This is a genomic window from Streptomyces sp. NBC_01264, from assembly GCF_026340675.1.
Classification (GTDB): domain Bacteria; phylum Actinomycetota; class Actinomycetes; order Streptomycetales; family Streptomycetaceae; genus Streptomyces.
The window spans coordinates 5164688-5182078 of record NZ_JAPEOX010000001.1; the positions used below are offsets into that span (position 1 = coordinate 5164688).

17 protein-coding genes are annotated in these 17391 nt (G+C 72.9%); 5 read left to right on the plus strand and 12 right to left on the minus strand.

Annotated features, from left to right (window positions below; genetic code table 11):
- Together OG435_RS23970 and OG435_RS23975 are read right to left on the minus strand one after the other, a co-directional pair.
- Complete coding sequence (locus tag OG435_RS23970) at nt 1-1932, minus strand: FUSC family protein (RefSeq protein WP_430625773.1); 1932 nt, start codon at nt 1930-1932, stop codon at nt 1-3.
- 204 nt (nt 1933-2136) lie between these two features.
- Nucleotides 2137-2964 (minus strand): hypothetical protein, encoded by an 828-nt coding sequence (locus OG435_RS23975; RefSeq protein ID WP_266879583.1) that lies wholly within the window; start codon nt 2962-2964, stop codon nt 2137-2139.
- A gap of 121 nt (nt 2965-3085) precedes the next feature.
- Between OG435_RS23975 and OG435_RS23980 the strand changes: the two genes are divergently transcribed.
- From OG435_RS23980 to OG435_RS23990, 3 genes are all read left to right on the plus strand, one after another.
- Complete coding sequence (locus tag OG435_RS23980) at nt 3086-3559, plus strand: RrF2 family transcriptional regulator (protein ID WP_266882024.1); 474 nt, start codon at nt 3086-3088, stop codon at nt 3557-3559.
- A gap of 46 nt (nt 3560-3605) precedes the next feature.
- A complete protein-coding gene (locus tag OG435_RS23985; RefSeq protein WP_266879585.1) occupies nt 3606-4013 on the plus strand; it encodes a RidA family protein in 408 nt (135 codons plus the stop codon).
- Between the two features lie 71 nt (nt 4014-4084).
- The gene (locus tag OG435_RS23990) at nt 4085-4513 is read left to right on the plus strand and encodes a hypothetical protein (protein WP_266879587.1); all 429 of its coding nucleotides are present in this window, start codon (nt 4085-4087) and stop codon (nt 4511-4513) included.
- 256 nt (nt 4514-4769) lie between these two features.
- Here OG435_RS23990 and OG435_RS23995 read toward each other — a convergent pair whose 3' ends face one another.
- From OG435_RS23995 to OG435_RS24015, 5 genes are all read right to left on the minus strand, one after another.
- Complete coding sequence (locus OG435_RS23995; protein WP_266879589.1) at nt 4770-4928, minus strand: hypothetical protein; 159 nt, start codon at nt 4926-4928, stop codon at nt 4770-4772.
- A 97-nt stretch (nt 4929-5025) separates the two neighbouring features.
- On the minus strand, nt 5026-5361 hold the full coding sequence (locus OG435_RS24000) for a hypothetical protein (RefSeq protein ID WP_266879590.1): 336 nt from the start codon (nt 5359-5361) through the stop codon (nt 5026-5028).
- A gap of 196 nt (nt 5362-5557) precedes the next feature.
- Entirely contained in the window at nt 5558-6205 is a 648-nt protein-coding gene (locus tag OG435_RS24005; protein WP_266879592.1) for a class F sortase, read from the minus strand.
- Nucleotides 6206-6823: 618 nt separating this feature from the next.
- Nucleotides 6824-7747 (minus strand): hypothetical protein, encoded by a 924-nt coding sequence (locus OG435_RS24010; protein ID WP_266879593.1) that lies wholly within the window; start codon nt 7745-7747, stop codon nt 6824-6826.
- 35 nt (nt 7748-7782) lie between these two features.
- Complete coding sequence (locus OG435_RS24015; protein ID WP_266879595.1) at nt 7783-9057, minus strand: 3-oxoacyl-[acyl-carrier-protein] synthase III C-terminal domain-containing protein; 1275 nt, start codon at nt 9055-9057, stop codon at nt 7783-7785.
- Nucleotides 9058-9191: 134 nt separating this feature from the next.
- Between OG435_RS24015 and OG435_RS24020 the strand changes: the two genes are divergently transcribed.
- Entirely contained in the window at nt 9192-10670 is a 1479-nt protein-coding gene (locus tag OG435_RS24020; RefSeq protein WP_266879597.1) for a hypothetical protein, read from the plus strand.
- Between the two features lie 70 nt (nt 10671-10740).
- Here OG435_RS24020 and OG435_RS24025 read toward each other — a convergent pair whose 3' ends face one another.
- Together OG435_RS24025 and OG435_RS24030 are read right to left on the minus strand one after the other, a co-directional pair.
- Nucleotides 10741-11295: a GNAT family N-acetyltransferase gene (locus OG435_RS24025; RefSeq protein WP_266879599.1), complete on the minus strand. Its 555-nt coding sequence runs from the start codon at nt 11293-11295 to the stop codon at nt 10741-10743.
- A gap of 43 nt (nt 11296-11338) precedes the next feature.
- Entirely contained in the window at nt 11339-12280 is a 942-nt protein-coding gene (locus tag OG435_RS24030) for an SMP-30/gluconolactonase/LRE family protein (RefSeq protein WP_266879601.1), read from the minus strand.
- Nucleotides 12281-12594: 314 nt separating this feature from the next.
- On the opposite strand from OG435_RS24030, the gene OG435_RS24035 reads away from it, so the two are divergent.
- Nucleotides 12595-12978, plus strand: a complete 384-nt coding sequence (locus OG435_RS24035; RefSeq protein ID WP_266879603.1) for a Ser-Thr-rich GPI-anchored membrane family protein — start codon at nt 12595-12597, stop codon at nt 12976-12978.
- Here the strand turns inward: OG435_RS24035 and kdpC are convergent.
- From kdpC to kdpA, 3 genes are read right to left on the minus strand one after another with little or no spacing between them, the layout of a single operon-like run.
- Nucleotides 12968-13600 carry a potassium-transporting ATPase subunit KdpC gene (kdpC, locus tag OG435_RS24040; protein WP_266879605.1) on the minus strand — a complete coding sequence of 211 codons (633 nt, stop codon included), beginning with the start codon at nt 13598-13600 and terminating at the stop codon, nt 12968-12970. The genes OG435_RS24035 and kdpC overlap by 11 nt on opposite strands.
- A 30-nt stretch (nt 13601-13630) precedes the next feature.
- On the minus strand, nt 13631-15730 hold the full coding sequence (gene kdpB, locus OG435_RS24045) for a potassium-transporting ATPase subunit KdpB (RefSeq protein WP_266879607.1): 2100 nt from the start codon (nt 15728-15730) through the stop codon (nt 13631-13633).
- Nucleotides 15727-17391: a potassium-transporting ATPase subunit KdpA gene (kdpA, locus tag OG435_RS24050; RefSeq protein ID WP_266879609.1), complete on the minus strand. Its 1665-nt coding sequence runs from the start codon at nt 17389-17391 to the stop codon at nt 15727-15729. The genes kdpB and kdpA overlap by 4 nt, the downstream gene beginning before the upstream one ends.

Consider the following 17391-nt stretch of genomic DNA (forward strand, 5'->3'; position numbering starts at 1 on the left):
CTAGTTGTGGGTCGGGCTCGTGATGGCTCTGGCTGCTGAGAGTTCCTGGCGGACCGGGGAGAGGACGGAGGTTTCCTCCACCTCGGGGGGTGGGGTGGGGCGGAGCAGAGTGGGGGTGTCGACCCGGCGGACGCCGTGGGCCAGGGCCCGGAGGTCTTCGGCGATCGCCTCGACCTCCTGGGGGGCCGGGTGCGGCGCGCCGTGGTTGACCCGGACCCGGGCAGCCGTCGTCGCGTCGACGATCCGCTCGACGGCGACCACCAGCGGCCACCACGCGGCGGCCCGTTCCCCGGTCGGCGGAGGCTCGGTCAGCGCCCGCTGGAACTCGCTGCGCACGCCCGACAGGTCCCGGTAGATGCGGCGGCGGGCCTGGAGCCGGGCGGTGCGGGCCGCCCGCTGGCCCGCTTCGGTGTCGGGGCCGGCGCCGAAGGCGCGCTCCACGTACCGGGCGGTGTCGTCCACCGTGTCGGCGAGCCGGTCGCCGATCCGGGTGTGCCAGCTCTCGGGCCAGAGGAGGTATCCGGCGATCAGGGTGATGGCACAGCCGATCAGGCTGTCGAGCAGCCGGGGCCGGACCAGGTCGAAGCCCTGGTGGTTGAGCAGGTCGGAGAGGAGCAGGATGACCGGGGTGATCGCCGCGGTCTGGAAGGCGTAGCCCTTGACCGAGAAGACGGGGATGAGGGCCGCCAGGACCACCATGACGGGCACGTCCCACCACCCCCGCGGCACCTCCGAGAGCACCGCGGCCGCGACGACGAGCCCGACGGCGGTGCCCAGCGCGCGCAGCACGGCGCGGGAGAACACCGAGCCGAAGTCGGGCTTGAGGACGAAGGTGACGGTCAGCGCGACCCAGTAGGAGCGCTCGATCTCCACCACCGACACGAGGGCCTGCGCCAGCCCGATGCACAGCGCGAGCCGCAGCCCGTACCTCCAGGAGGCCTCGGAGAACATCATGTCGCGCACCACCCGGCGGGCCCGGACCCGCAGCGCGGCGGGCCGGCCGAGCCGGTCGTCGACGTTGTGCATGTCCGGCTCGGCCAGGGGAACGATGGTCGCGGCGTGCCGCAGGGCCGCGTCGATGGCCCGCTCGGACTGTCCGTCGGGCGCGGGGAGGTCCAGTACGGGGGTGTCCGTGCGACCCTCCTCGACCGCCGTCGCCAGTTCCCGTACGGCCTCGGGGATCGCGGGGGAGAGGGGTCTGCGGCGCAGGTGCGCGGCGGGCGCGGCCTCGACGAGCGGGATCAGGACGTTCAGCTGGGCCAGCATCCGCACGAGCGAGGGACTGTGGCCGTGCACCCGGGCCCGGCGGCCCAGCACCAGGTCGTAGGCGTGGTTCAGGGCCTGGGTGACCTGCTGGCGGCGCTCCTCGTACGCGGGTCCCGGTCCGCCCGCGGCCTCCAGGCAGTCGGCCAGGGCCCGGTAGGCGGAGCCGACGGCCGCCCGCTCCGGCTGCCGGCCGCGCAGCGGCCAGCCCAGCAGGGTCAGCAGGAGGACGAACAGTCCGCCGGCGCTCAGCAGCAGGGGGGCCGTCCACCAGGGACTGGGCATCGGGAGGCCGGCGCCGACCACGGCGTTCAGCAGGAGCACCAGCCCGGAGGCGGAGGCCACCGTGCCGATGGAGGAGATCATCCCGGAGACCAGGGCGACCAGGGTGAGGACGCCGACCGCGACCCAGCCGTGCCCGAAGACCAGGGTGCCCACCGCGACGCCCACGGCCCCGAAGAGCTGGGGCACGGCGATGTTCAGGATCCGCATCCGGTAGGCGTCCGCGGTGTCGCCGATGACCCCGGACAGGGCGCCCATCGAGACGAGCGCGCCGTACTCGGGCTCGTCGACGGCGAAGCCGACGGCCAGTGGCAGGGTCATGGCGATGGCCGCGCGCAGTGCGGCGGCCCAGGGGATCGGTGCGGAACTCGGCCGCAGCCCCTTCAGCAGCCAGGCCGGCGGGGCCAGCGGACCGAACCGCCCGGCTGCCGCCGACGCGCCCCGTCCTGTCCGTCCGGCCCGCCCGGGCGGTATGTCCTCGGTGCGTTCGCTGCTCATTCCCGCTTCCGTGCCGCCGCTCGTGAATCGGTTCTTCTGTGCTGTTCTCAGCATTCTTCTACGGATTTACGTGCCAATCCGCCGGTTCCGAGCTTATGGGGTGCGGCGCAGTCGGCCCGCCAGCCAGGAGGCCAGCGCGGCGGCGAGCCCGACGGCCAGCACCACCCAGGCTGTGGTCCGCAGGAACGAGGTGAGGGCGTCGTACACCGCTTCGGCCGCCGCCCGGTCGATGTCGGCCGGCAGGTCGTCCAGGGTGAGGCGGCGGCACACGACCACGGCCACCCACAGCAGGACGGCCCCGACCGCCAGTCCGAGCCCGGTCGCCAGGACGGCCCGGCGGCGCCGGACGGCCACGATGACGGCGACCGCGGCCAGCACCACGGTGAGCACGGGGAGCCAGACCCCGGCGATCTGCAGCATGCGGAAGCCCTTCCGGAGCGCGCCGAGGTTGTCGTACTCCATGACCTTCACCGAGAGGTGGGTCTCGGGGATGCGGTCGGCGAGCGGCACCCCGTTCTCGATGAGATCGGTCTTGATGCTGGCGATCACGGGCGCGAGGTCGATGGTCACGGCGTTGCCGTCACCGGTGGTGAGTGCCTGGAAGAAGGCGCCGTGGGCGGCGCGGTTCGCGGCGTCCCAGGCGGTGCGGTAGGCCGGGGTGCCCACGAAGGAGCGCAGGGCCTCGCCGAGCAGGGCGTCGACCCCGCCCTGGAAGGGGCCGGCGTCGATCTGCCCGGAGAGGGCCCGGCCGGCCTGGGTGACGACGAGGTTCTGCACGGCGGGATCCGAGGCGAGCGGGGACATGGCCGTGGTGTAGCGGTCGGCGCTGCCGAGCTCGTGGTCGGCCCAGTACGCGACGGCGCTCGCGGGCACCAGCAGGGCCACGAGCGCGATGAGTACCGCCGAGAGGAAGGTCCGCACGTCACCAGGGAAAGGGGGCCGGGCGCGCGGCGCGAGCCGGGTTGCTGCGGCCGGGTGGTGCGGGCCGGGCGTATCTCTCTTGCCGACTCTAATCTGGATATCTAATATCCAGGTTATGAAGATGAGCGAGGGCGTCGAATGGGCCCTGCACAGCTGCCTCAACCTGGCCTGGAGCGGCGACGGCCGGGCGGTCTCGGCGGCCCGGCTGGCGGCCTGGCACGACCTGCCCGCGGCCTACCTCAACAAGCAGCTCCAGGCCCTGGCCCGGGCGGGCATCGTCACCTCCACCCCCGGTCCGCGGGGCGGCTTCCGCCTCGCGCGCCCGCTCGACTCCATCTCGCTCATGGACGTGGTCGCCGCCGTCGAAGGGCCGGACGAGGCCTTCCGGTGTGCGGAGATCCGGCAGCAGGGCCCCGGCGGCGGCCAGGAGCCGCCCGCGGCCGACTGCGCCATCGCGCACGCGATGGGCCGGGCCGAACTGGCCTGGCGCCGCGCGCTGGCCGCCCAGACCCTCGACGAGATCCGGCAGCAGGCCGAACGGCAGGCCCCCGAGGCCCCCGAGCGGCTCCGGGCCTGGCTCGCGACCGCCCGCTAGGCCCGGGCACCACCCACCCCTTGGACAACTGACCCAGGAGCTTGGAATGACGCGCAGCATCACCAACCCGGCAGAACTCCACGACCCCACCGGCTACGGCTACAGCCACATCGTCTCCGCGCCCGGGGAGCAGGTCTTCATAGCCGGCCAGTACGGCTCCGATCCGAGCGGCCACGTGGTCTCCGACGCCTTCGACGCCCAGGTCGGGCAGGCCTTCGCCAACCTCCGCACCGCCCTGGAGGCCGTGGGCCTGGGCCTGGGCGACGTGGTCCGGATCGGGACGTACGTCGTCGGGCACGACCAGGGGAAGCTGGAGGTGCTGCTGAAGCACCTGCACGCCGCCTGGGGCACCGCACTGCCCGCCCAGACGCTGATCGGCGTGGCCGCGCTCGCCCTGCCGGACATGCTCTTCGAGATCGACGCGGTGGCGGTACGGGCGGCCTCCGGCGCATAGCCGGGGGACTGCTCCGGTTGCCGGTCCCCGGTTGCGGGTGTGCCCTGGATGATGGGAGAGAGGAGCCCGTCATGACACATGCGGCACCCACCGCCCCCCGGGGGCACCGGCAGCCGGCGTCCGGTACGGCGGCCCACACGAGCAGGTCGGCCCTCGTCCGGCCGCTGCTCATGGGACTGGTCTACGGCGTCTACGCCGCCTTCATGAAACGTCAGATGGGGCCCGTCGACGCGGGCAACGTCTTCTACGGGATCCTGTGCGGCGCGATCTTCGCCGCCTGCCTGGTGGCCCTCGCCCGGATCGGCCCGCGGCTGGCGCAGGAGCCGCACGCGGCGACGTACGGGATCTTCGCCGGCATCGCCTTCGGCTACCTGTACAGCCTGGCCGGTGAGTCGATCCTGAAGAGCTCGGGCCTGGGCCTGCTCGTCGGCGTGGGCGTCGGCGTGGCGGCCTTCTACCGCTACCACACGCGCAACGCCCCCCAGAGGTCGTCCGCCTAAGCCGTGCGGGCCGGAAGCCGTTCACGCCGGAGCCCCGGCCCCCGCCGTGTGCGGGGGCCGGGGCTCGGTACTTTTGGCAGGGCGAATCCGGACAAAAGACTGAGGTCGTTCCACGGGTGGGTGCCGGAGACTGAACGAGGCGCCGGTTCCCGTGCTCCGTGGTCGAACCTCACGTGACCACTCTCCGTTGCCGAGGGCGCGGGAACCGGTGCCTCCCCATGCCCTGACGCCCCCGCGGGGCGTCCTGTTCGAGGTCCTACGCCGCCGTGTCGTCCCCGGCCGGGGCTTCGGCGGTCGTCTGGGCGGTCTTGGCGGACTCGGGTTCCGGCTGGCGCACGGGCGGGGCCGGCGGCGAGAAGCGGGCGGCCTCGGCGCGGAGCATGGCGTTCAGGGCGAGGTACGGGTCGAAGGACATGGCGGAGCCTCACGGTGTTTCGGGGGTGTGGGGGGACGCGCGCCGAGGCCGTTGGTGTGCCGGGCGCGCGGTGCTGCTGCTCAGCCGCTCGGCCAGGTCAGCAGCGCAGGACCACATTCCGTACCGCCCGCAGGGAAGCCGCCGGTGCGGCGGCCCCCGCCGGGTGCGGGGCCGGCTCCGAGGGTCCGGACCGGGGAGGTTTCACGTGAAACACCGGCCGCTGCAGTCCCCGTACGCCGGGGACTCCTCGCGCCGGGACCCGTACCGCCACCCGTACTTCGGGATCGCCGGCCGGATCGGAGGGTGCCTCCGTGGGCTCGGCCGGGGCAGTGGGGGCGGAGCGGGGGCCTTCGGCCGTCGCGGTGGACGGTCCGGCCCCGCCGACTCCGAACAGGCACAGCAGCACGACGCAGAGCACCGTCAGGGCCGTCATCAGGGCCCTGTCCGGTGCCGTCCGTGCATGGCGCGCATGCTGCGCGTGCCGCGTACCGCTCATGCGGAGGGTCTGCCCCGACACGCGGGCGGACTCTCCCCCGGACACGCAGCGTCCCCCGACCGGGGGACGAAGACACCCCCTGCGGCTGTCAGGTGGCCGCAGGGGGTGTCCGTCCTTCGGGTGTCGCCGCCGGTCAGGGCAGGGTGCGGCGATGGCCGGTGAGGCGGGCCAGTACCGCCGTTTCGCCGCTGATCAACCGGAGTTGGGCCCGCCCGGACGGCCCGCCCCGCCCGGAGATCCCGGGGGAGACCCGGGTCACGGTGAACACGGCCGTACGCCGGTCGGCGCGCTCGACCTCGATCGTCTGCCCGCGCCGCAGTTCGCCCAGCCGCGGCAGGTCTCCGAAGACCACGGCGGTACCCGCCGCGCCCGGGGGCGGGCTCGCGAAGTCCCACACGGCACTGTCCGGGACGGGAGGCTTGGCATCGGCGGCGCCGGGCTGGAGGTCCGCCGCGTGCGCCCCGCCGGACGGCGCACCGCCCGTCAGCGGTACGTCCGTTCCGAGGACCGGGACGACCAGGCGCAGCGGCGGTGAGGCCGGCAGGGCCGTGACCCCCGGCCGTCCGGGCCGCCGGGCGCCCTTGCCGGTGGTGTGTCCGCCGGAGTGCTCCAGCTGCCGGGCCAGCCGGCGCGGGCCGGACAGCCCCAGGACCCGCGAGGGCAGGGCGTCGCCCGCGGTCGGGGCGGCGGGCCGGCCGCCTTCGGTGGTGCGCAACACCCCTAGGCCGGTGCACAGCAGAGCCACCGTCAGTACGCCGACCACCCACTTGGCGCGGGGCATGGGAATCCTTCCTGGTCCAGCCCGGGCGGCCGGTCCCGAGAGCAGTGGACCCTTCCCTGCCCCCCCGGCGGTGCGCGTAACACGGCGAACTGACGGCGAGTCACCGCCCTGTCACCCGTCCTCCGGCGCGTCTTCGCAGCTGGAGGCCGGTGGGTCGGGGCGGGAGCCGGGGTGGGGGCGTGCGCCCGAACGGGTGAGAACGTCAGGGGCGGACCTTGGGCGTGTCGGATCGGCGGCACGTTCTGCCACATGCGAAAACCTGTCAAGCCGGACGATATGACGGACCGTCGGCCGGAGTTGCGGGGTGGGGGCGGGCCGCTTGTCCTTGGATCATGAATGATCCTTACGCGTATGCCCTGGCCATGGGGTCCCCTTATGTCCCGGACCTGCCGCCGACCCGGCCCGCCTCGGCTGCCCCGGGTGCTGCTCCCGCCGATGCCCCGGCCGATGTCCCGGCCGATGGCAGCGCCGATGCCCTCGCCGGTGCCCCCGCCCGGGTCGGGTCCGGCCTCGCCGGTGTCCGGCCGTTGCCCAGGAACCGTTCCGAGGCCGCCTCCCGCAGGGCGTCCGCCAGGCCGTCCACCACGCGCCGCTCCCGCCAGGGGCGCGCGGCCCCGCTCACACCCGCTCCGGTGTCCGGCCGGGCCGCCGGACGCGGGGCAGGACGGGCGCCGCAGCCCGGGTGAGGTAAGCGGCGCCGAGCGGCAGGCCGTCCAGCTCGGTCGTGGCGGCCGCGGGCTGGAGCTCCGACAGCCGCCGCAGCAGGCCCGGGGCCAGCTCCGGGCCGACCGCCCGGGTCAGCGCCGAGGCCTCGGTGGGGTGTGCGTGCACCCAGCCGATGTGGCGCAGCCCCGACCAGCCCGGCTCCTCGGCGGCCTCCGCCAGGGCGCGGGCCGCGGGGGCCAGGGGCAGCAGCCTGACCCCGGCCGGAGCCGCCGGCTCCGGTGCTCCCGGCTCCGCTGCTCCCGCCGGAGCCGGCCGGACGGACTCGGCGACCGCGAGCCGGGTGAAGGCCGCCCGGGGCAGCTCCGCGTGGTCGGCGAGGTCGCTGACGGTCGGGGCCAGGCAGTGCACCCCGGCCGGGAACCCGTCCCGTACGGCGGCGGCGGCGACCGTACGCCCGGCAGGACCCGCGTCTCCGACGGTGACCAGGTGGAATGCCGTACGCCTCCCCCCTCCGGAGGCGAGGGGCAGCAGCGCGGCCGCGGTGGCGGCGGGCTGCTCCACGCACCAGACGGCGTCGAAGCGGCCGACGGGTGAGCTGGACGGGGGAGACGGGGTGGACGGCCTGGGCGGCCCCGGCGACCCGGGTGCGGCGCCGGCCAGGACCTCGGCGCCCCGGCGCGCGTCGAGGCGGGCCGCGAGGAGGTCCACGTACGCGGGATACAGCCCGATCAGCGCGAGCTGACGGGCCAGCAGGAGTCTGCTCTGCCGTACGTCGGAGGCGGTGAGCAGGGTCAGGTGGTGGCCGCGGCCGAGCAGTTCGGCGGCGAGCCGGATGCCGGTGGGGCTGGCGGCCCCGACGAGGGCGATGTGCAGCACGGCGGACTCGTTTCGAAGGAGGTGGGCGCGTGCGTCTACGCGGTGGCGGTGCGTCCGGGAGCCCCGAGGGCAGCAGCGGTCCCGGCGGCTCCAGCGGCTCCGGCTGTCCCGGCCGTCCCGGCAGCTTTCGCGGCGGCCGGGACGGGCGGCAGCGGTGCGGTCGCGGTGACCTCGCCGGGGATCCCCACCCGCGCGAGGAAGGCCCCGCGTTCGGGCCCGGCGCCGATGACGGAGAAGCAGACGGCGTCGCCCGCACCGACCAGGCCGTTCACCACGTCGGTGTAGAAGAGCACGGGGGTCGCGGAGGTGACGAGATTGCCGAGTTCGCGGGCGTGCGCGGGAGCCTTCCCGGTGTCCAGGCCCGCGAGTTGGTGGTAGTCCGCGACCAGGGCCGGACCGGCCTGGTGCGTGTAGATCCGCCGCACCTCGTCCACGAAACCGGGGCGGTGGGCGTCCATGGTCTCCTGGTTCATCATCATGCCGCGCGAGTAATAGCGGGCCAGTTCCGGTCCGTTGAGTCCGAATGCCGAGAGTTCGGCGGATCCGGGAAAGCCCGGCGGGTGGGCGGCGCCGCCCCCGGGATAGTGGATGAGCGGATCGCTGAATCCGGGCTCGCCCCCGAAATCGAGGGAATCGCGCGAATAGAAACCGAGACCGGCCTCGAAGTCTTCGTCCCGCTCGAATACCAGGGCGGTCGCGGCATCGGAGAACAGTGCCCCGGAGCACCACAGGGTGTGCGCGAAGGGATGCTCCCCGTCCGCGCCGCTGTACTGGGAAATGATGCCGTTCTCGTCGATCCCGATCGGGCTCGCGGCGTTGTACGAGATCACCAGCGCGCGGCGGGCCCCCGTCCGGGCCAGGTGCGCGGCGACGCGGGAGAGCCCGCCGCAGCCGGCGCCGAGCTGGAAGGGGGGCACGCTGTCCGGGATGCGCAGGCGGCGCAGCAGGTTGAAGGCGTCCTGGTCGAGCATGATCTCGTACGGGGTGCACGTGGCGACGAAGACGGCGTCGATGTCCTCGGGCTCGGCGAGGGCCGAGCGCAGCGCCGAGCGGGCGACCTCGACGGCGGTGTCGAGCCAGGCGAAGCGCGCCCGGTCCCAGCTCTTGGACGTGACCCCGAGGATGCGCTCGATGTCGGCGCCGCTGATCTCCTTTCCGGCCCGCTTGCGGTGCGGGATGTGTGCGAGCCGGGCCCATTCATCGACGGATATCACTTCGCCGATCTGGGCGCCGACGCCGGAAATCCGGTAGGGGAACGGATATGCGTACGCGGCGGGGGCGGGGGTATTGGCCGTTTCCGAGGCAGACATGCTTCTCCGGTCCGTGGAATCCGATGGGGACCGCTCCAGCGAACACCAGCACGGGGGCGGGGAGAAGGGAATGCGGGGGGTGCAGTGGTGAAAGCGTTGAATTCCGGGTTGCCGTCGCGCCGGGGACGGTCGGCGTGAGCGGGCGACGGGTGGCCAATGCCTGGCTGGGCGACCTGCTGGCCGAGGCCGGCTGGAGCGGGGCGGAGCTGGCGCGGGCCGTCAACGCCCTCGGGACCCTGCACGGGCTGGCTCTGCGCTACGACCGGACCGCCGTCGCACACTGGCTGTCGGGCACCCGGCCGCGCGGGCCCGTGCCCGAGTTGATAGCGGCGGCGCTGACGGAGCGGTGCGGGCGGCTGGTCACGGTGGCGGAGGCGGGCCTCGGCGCGGGCCCGGCGGGGCCCGGCGTACGGACCGGCCCGGGGGCGGCGGTGGCCGAAGGCGGGGCCGGGGGGCTGCACCGGCTCGCGCTGCAGGCCAGGGCGGACACGGACCCGCACGGCAGGGCGCCGCTGCTGCGCAGCCCGTACCAGCCGGCGCCGGTACCGGCGGCGATATGGGACCCGGAAGCGGCGGGCCCGGGCCCGGGTGACGCGGGCGCGGGCACGGGTTCGGGCACGGGCACGGCTACCGCCACCGGCATCGCGGACCTAGCCGCCCGGCGGTATCTCGCGGCGCACGCCGAGCAGTTGAGGGCCATCGCGGGGAGCTTCTCCGGCCTCTACCTCACCCATGGCGGCGTCCACACCCGTACGGCCCTGGCGGCCTGGCTGGCCCAGGACGCCGGCGCCTTCGCGGCCCGCCACACGGACGGTCCGGGGCTTTCCGTACGCGGCCGGGGTCCGTCCGGGCCGCGGTGCGGGGTGGTGGAGGTCTGGCGGGGCTACGCCCAACTCGCGCACCTGCTCGCGGAGATGACGGCGGACTCCGGACACCACGGGCTCGCGCAGGAGTACCACGGCATCGCCCTCGGGCTGGCCCGGCAGGCCGGGGACCGGCGGATGTACGCCATCACCCTGCGCGCGATGAGCGCGCACGCCGGCCGGCTCGGGCAGCCCGCGCACGCGGTACGGCTCGCCCGGACTGCGGTGGAGACCGCGCCCGCCGACGGGGAGCCGGGCACCCTGGCGTTCCTCCTCGTCCAGCGTGCGGCGGCGCACGCCCACGCCGGGCAACGGGCCGCCGCCACCGCGGACCTGGCCGCCGCCGCCGGGTTGCACGCACGGCATGCGGTGAAGCCGCCCGACGGGCCCTTCGACTCCTACGCCCGGGCCGATCTCGACTTCGCCCGGGCCCGCACCCACCTCGCCCTCGGCGAGTTCCCCGCCGCGGCCGAGGCGCTGGAGCGGTCCCTGCACGGCCGTGCGGCCGACCAGCACCGGGCCACCGCACTCACCCACGCCGCGCTCGCCGAGACCCTGCTGCGCCTCGGGCACCTTACCCGGGCGTGCGAGCACTGGCGGGCGTTCCTCACGGCCGCCCCGGCGGTGCAGTCGCGTGCGGTACGCGAGGCGCTCGGCCGGCTGCTGCGCGACCTGGGCCCGTACCGGCGGACGAGGGAGGCGGTCCCGACCGTCGCGATGGCCCGGGCGCTGGCGGAACGGCTGCCGTGAGCGCGGCGGGGGGTCCAGAGCGGGGTGTTCAGAGCGGAGTGTTCAGCGCAGCCCGCTCAGCGCAGCCCGCTCAGCGCGCGGCGGCGGCCGCCCGGCGGTAGCGGAGCTCGGGAACCGGGGAGCCGTCCGCGTACTCGACGAGGGTGCCGCCGTCGGGGCTGAAGCCGGCGCGCTCGTAGAACCGCCGTGCCCGGGCGTTGCCTTCGACCACCCAGAGCCGTACCGCGGGGTAGGGCGCCCGGCGCAGCACCTCGGCCACCAGGGCGCGGCCGACGCCGGTGCCTATGACGTCGGGCCGCGCGTAGAGGGCGGACAGCTCGCCCTCGTCCGGGGCGGCGCCCTCGGGATCCGTGGTCGTGGCGGGGCCGAAGGAGGCCCACCCGATCACCGAACCGTCGGGGCCGACGGCCACGAGGTCGGTCACGCCGCTGGACCGGTCGGCGAAGGCCTCGCGTCGCTGCTCCGCGAACGCGGCGACGCTGAGGCCGTCCAGGTAGGCCTTCGGCATCAGTCCGGCGTAGGCGTGGCGCCAGGCGCTCACGCGCACGGCGGCCACGGCGTCGATGTCGGACTCGGTCATCTCGCGTACGGAGCAGCGGGCTTCAGCCGCGTCAGTGGCGTTCATGCGGGGAGTGTGCCAGCGCGTTACGGGGCCCGGCACCGGGATTTCAGGGGCGGTCGGAGCCGTTCAGCCAGGGCCTGCGGCCCGGTCCGGTCGGGTGCAGGCCGGTGACGCCCATGACCACGGAGTAGAGGCTGGTCTCGGCGGTGATGAAGAGCCGGTTGCGCTTGGCCCCGCCCCAGGCGATGTTCGACACCGTCTCGGGGAGGTCGAGCCGCCCGAGCAGGGTGCCGTCGGGGTCGTAGCAGTGCACGCCGTCGCTCAGGGCGGCCGCCCAGAGCCGGCCGCCGTCGTCGAAGCGGAGGTTGTCGAAGCGGGCTCCGGGGCGGGCCGCCGCGTCGGCGAAGACCTTGCCGTCCGAGAGGGTGCCGTCCTCGCGCACGTCGAAGACCCGGATGCAGCCGCCGCGGGTGTCGGAGACGAACAGCTGCCGCTCGTCGGGGGAGAACACGAGGCCGTTCGGGGCCTCGAAGCAGTCGGCGACCAGGCGCACTTCACCGGTGCCGGGATCGATGCGGTAGACGTTGTTGGAGCCGATCTCGCTCTCGGCGACGTAGCCCTCGTAGTCGCTGGTGATCCCGAAGTCCGGGTCGGAGAACCAGATCGAGCCGTCGGACCTGACCGCGGCGTCGTTCGGGCTGTTGAGGCGCTTGCCCTGCCAGCGGTCGGCGAGCACCGTGATCGTGCCGTCGTGCTCGGTCCGGGTCACCCGGCGGTTGCCCTGCTCGCAGGTGACCAGCCGGCCCTGCCGGTCGAGGGTGTTGCCGTTGGTGTGCCCGGCGTCGCGCCGGAAGACGGCGACGGTCCCGGTCTCCTCGTCCCAGCGCAGCATCCGGTCGTTGGGGATGTCGCTCCAGATCACCTGCCGCCACGCGGGTACGTAGACCGGTCCCTCCGCCCAGCGGCAGCCGGTGTGGAGCACCTCCGGCCCGTCGTCCCCGTTCATGCACCGTCCGGTCCGGAACCGGTCGTCGAACATCTCGTACATGAGATTCCCCCTCACCTCACATGAGCCGAATCTCCTTCGGCTCAATATCAATACTGCAAGATGTCATATGGCCTCCGCCAGATCATTCCGAAAGGATGAGGTGTGGATCACAGCCGTCACAGGGGCTGTCGCAGCGGCCGTCGCAATGGCTGTCGCAGTGGCCGCCTCCCTGCCGGAGCGAGCGGGAACGGGCCGAAAGGCCGTGGCGGCCCGGGGGGCCGGGCGGTCATTCTCAAAGAGGACCAAAAGGCTCAGACCGGACTCTCCGGAGCAGCCCGCCCCGGAGCCGGCCCCGCGCCCCGCGAAGGAGAACCATGTCGGCGACCGCCCCCTCCCTGAAGTCCCTCGCCCGGCACCTCTTGCAGGGCCTGAGCCGCCCCGAGGCGGCGGTCGTCCTGGAGTCGGACAACCTCCTGGTGAAGAGCCCCGGGCCCGGCACGGTCTGGCCCCGCCGCAGCAGGCAGGCCGTCGCCTGGTACGTGGTGGGCCCGGCGGGCGACGTCGTGGACATCGAGCTCGTCACGATGGCCGGCGGGCAGTCCCGGACGGTGGCCGTCCTCGCGAGAGGCGTCGGGACCGACCGCACCGGCATCACGGTGACGGTCCCCGCGGTCGCCCCGGGCCGCTACCTCGTCCTGGTCAGCTCCACCACGGGCATGCTCGACGCCTACAGCCAGCCGGTCACCGTCACCGCTTGAGGTCCCGCAGGGCCGTGTTCAGTTCCAGGACGTTGACGCGCGGCTCGCCCATGAAGCCGAGGGTGCGGCCCTCGGTGTGGGCCTTCACCAGCTTCGCGACCTCCGCGACCGGGAGTCCGTTGCGCTGGGCGACGCGCGCCGTCTGGAGCTCCGCGTAGGCCGGGGAGATGTCGGGGTCCAGGCCGGAGCCGGAGGAGGTCACCGCGTCGGCCGGGATCCGGTCGAGCCGCGGGGTGTAGCCCGGGACGGTGTTGTCGAGCAGGACCTTGGCCTTGGCCTCCTCCACCGATTTCAGCAGCTCCGGGCTGTCCGCCGCCTTGTTGGTGGCGCCGGAGACCAGCAGCTCGTACCGGGTGTTGACGGTGTTCTTGCCGAGTCCCGCCGCCGGTCGGCCCTGGAACCAGCGCGGGTCGTCCCCGTACGACTGGCCGATCAGGGAGGAGCCGACGACCTGGCCGCCCGCGTCCTTGATCTCGGAGCCGTTGGCCTTGTTGTTGAAGGCGGCCTGGGCGATGCCCGTGATGGCGAGCGGATAGAGCACCCCGCACAGCACGGTCAGGACGAGGAGGGCGCGCAGCCCGGCGCCGAGCATGCGGGCGGTGTTTCCTACGGAGTTGTTCATGGGGTCAAGTCCTAAGTCAGCAGAGCCGGTTCAGCGCAGGCCGGGGATGAGGGAGACGACCATGTCGATGAGCTTGATGCCGATGAACGGGGCGATCAGGCCGCCGAGTCCGTAGAGGGTGAGGTTGCGCCGGAGCATCTTGTCGGCGCTGGTGGGCCGGTACTGGACGCCCTTGAGGGCGAGCGGGACCAGGGCGATGATGACCAGCGCGTTGAAGATGACCGCGGAGAGGATCGCGGAGTCGGGGGAGTGCAGGCCCATGATGTTGAGCTTGTCCAGGCCCGGGTAGACCGCCGCGAACATGGCCGGGATGATCGCGAAGTACTTCGCGACGTCGTTGGCGATGGAGAAGGTGGTCAGGGCGCCGCGGGTGATCAGCAACTGCTTGCCGATCTCCACGATTTCGATGAGCTTGGTGGGGTTGGAGTCCAGGTCCACCATGTTCCCGGCCTCCTTGGCGGCCGAGGTTCCGGTGTTCATCGCCACGCCGACGTCCGCCTGGGCGAGCGCGGGGGCGTCGTTCGTACCGTCGCCGGTCATCGCGACGAGCTTTCCGCCGGCCTGTTCCCGCTTGATGAGGGCCATCTTGTCCTCGGGGGTGGCCTCGGCGAGGAAGTCGTCGACACCCGCTTCCTCCGCGATGGCCTTGGCGGTCAGCGGGTTGTCACCCGTGATCATGATGGTCTTGATGCCCATGCGCCGCAGCTCGTCGAAGCGTTCGCGCATGCCCTCCTTGACCACGTCCTTGAGGTGGATGACACCCAGGATCCGGGCGCCCTTGTCGTCCTCGAGCGCGACGAGCAGCGGGGTGCCGCCGGCGCCGGAGATCTCGTCGACCTTGGCCCGTGCGTCCGGGGCGACCGTGCCGCCCTGTTCGCCGACCCAGGCGATGATCGAACCGGCCGCGCCCTTACGGACCTTGCGGCCGTCCACGTCCACGCCCGACATGCGGGTCTGCGCGGTGAAGGGGATCCATTCGGCTCCGACCAGTTCGCCCTGGTGGCGTTCGCGCAGGCCGTACTTCTCCTTCGCGAGGACCACGATCGAGCGGCCCTCGGGGGTCTCGTCGGCCAGCGAGGAGAGCTGGGCGGCATCGGCCAGTTCGGCGGCGATGGCGCCGGTGACGGGGACGAACTCGGAGGCCTGGCGGTTGCCGAGGGTGATGGTGCCGGTCTTGTCGAGGAGCAGGGTCGAGACGTCGCCGGCGGCTTCGACCGCGCGCCCGGACATGGCGAGGACGTTGCGCTGGACCAGGCGGTCCATGCCCGCGATGCCGATGGCGGAGAGCAGGGCGCCGATGGTGGTGGGGATGAGGCAGACCAGCAGTGCGGTCAGCACGATCATCGACTGTTTGGCGTGCGCGTACATCGCGAAGGGCTGGAGGGTGACGACGGCGAGGAGGAAGACGATGGTCAGCGAGGCGAGCAGGATGTTGAGCGCGATCTCGTTGGGGGTCTTCTGCCGGGAGGCGCCCTCGACCAGGTTGATCATGCGGTCGATGAAGGTTTCGCCGGGTTTCGTCGTGATCTTGATGACGACGCGGTCGGAGAGGACCTTGGTGCCGCCGGTCACGGCTGAGCGGTCGCCGCCCGATTCGCGGATGACGGGGGCCGATTCGCCGGTGATGGCGGATTCGTCGACGGATGCGACGCCTTCGACGACGTCTCCGTCGCCGGGGATGATGTCGCCGGCCTCGCAGACCACGAGGTCGCCGATACGGAGTTCCGTGCCGGGGACCTGTTCCTCGACGGTGCCCGTCAGGCGGCGGGCGACGGTGTCGGTCTTGGCCTTGCGCAGGGTGTCGGCCTGGGCCTTGCCGCGGCCCTCCGCGACCGCCTCGGCGAGGTTGGCGAAGACGGTGGTCAGCCACAGCCAGCCGGTGATCGCCCAGCCGAAGAGGTTGCCCGGGTCGGAGATCGCCAGCGCGGTGGTCAGGACGGAACCGATCAGCACCACGAACATGACCGGCGACTTGATCATCACCCGGGGATCGAGCTTGCGGATTGCGTCCGGGAAGGACTTCAGCAGCTGCTTCGGGTCGAAGATGCCGCCACCGATCTTGGCCTTCTCGGGCTTGTGACCGCTGGGCAGGTCCCCGTGCGGGGCTCGGGTGGAGGTGGCGGTGCTCATGAGGCGAGCCCTTCGGCGAGCGGGCCCAGCGCCAGGGCCGGGAAGTAGGTGAGGCCCGTGACGATGATGATCGTGCCGACGAGCAGGAAGGTGAACAGCGGCTTCTCGGTGCGCAGGGTGCCCGCGGTGGCGGGGACCGGCTGCTGTTCGGCGAGGGAGCCGGCCAGAGCCAGGACGAAGACCATCGGCAGGAAGCGGCCGAGCAGCATCGCCAGACCGGTGGTGGTGTTGAACCACTGGGTGTTGGCGTTCAGGCCCGCGAAGGCCGATCCGTTGTTGTTTCCGGCCGAGGTGTAGGCGTAGAGGACCTCGGAGAAGCCGTGCGCGCCGCCGTTGGACATCGAGTGCCCGGGGGTCGGCAGGGCCATCGCCAGGGCCGTGAAGCCGAGCACGAGGGCGGGGGTGATGAGGATGTAGCAGGCGGCGAACTTGATCTGGCGGGTGCCGATCTTCTTGCCGAGGTACTCGGGGGTGCGGCCGACCATCAGGCCGGCGATGAACACCGCGATGATCGCCATGATCAGCATGCCGTAGAGGCCGGAGCCGACGCCGCCGGGGGCGATCTCGCCGAGCTGCATGCCCAGCAGCTGGATGCCGCCGCCGAGGCCGGTGTAGGAGGAGTGGAAGGAGTTGACGGCGCCGGTCGAGGTCAGCGTCGTGGCGACCGAGAAGATCGCGGACGCGCCGATCCCGAAGCGGGCCTCCTTGCCCTCCATCGCACCGCCCGCGGCCTGGAGCGCCGGACCGTGGTGGCCGAATTCCGTCCACATCATCAGGGCGGTGAAGCCGAGCCAGATGGTGACCATCGTGGCGAGGATCGCGTAGCCCTGGCGGACCGATCCGATCATCTTCCCGAAGGTGCGGGTCAGCGCGAAGGGGACGAGCAGGATCAGGAAGATCTCGAAGAGGTTCGAGAAGGGACTCGGGTTCTCGAAGGGGTGGGCGGAGTTGGCGTTGAAGTAGCCGCCGCCGTTGGTGCCCAGCTCCTTGATGGCCTCCTGCGAGGCGACTGCCCCGCCGTTCCACTGCTGCTTGGCCCCCAGGAACTGCCCGACCTCGTGGATGCCGGAGAAGTTCTGGATGACCCCGCAGGCCACCAGCACGACCGCGGCGATCACCGACAGCGGGAGCAGGATGCGGACGGTGCCGCGCACCATGTCGGCCCAGAAGTTGCCGAGTTCCCCGGTGCGGGAGCGCGCGAAGCCCCGTACGAGGGCCACCGCGACGGCCATGCCCACGGCGGCGGAGAGGAAGTTCTGCACGGCCAGGCCGCCGGTCTGCACGAGCGGGCCCATGGCCTGCTCACCGGAGTACGACTGCCAGTTCGTGTTGGACACGAAGGAGGCGGCCGTGTTGAAGGCCTGGTCCGGCTTGATGGAGACGAAGCCGAGCGAGCCGGGCAGGTGGCCCTGCAGGCGCTGGAGCAGGTAGAGGAAGAGGACGCCCACCAGCGAGAAGGCGAGGACCGAGCGCAGGTACGCCGGCCAGCGCATCTCGGCGTTCGGGTTGGCGCCGACCGCCTTGTAGATCCACTTCTCGGGGGCCCAGTGCTTCTTCGAGGAGTAGACGCGGGCCATGTAATCGCCCAGGGGGCGATAGGCGAGGGCCAGGGCCGCGAAGAGCGCGAGCAGCTGGAGCACCCCGGCGAGGACGGGACTCAT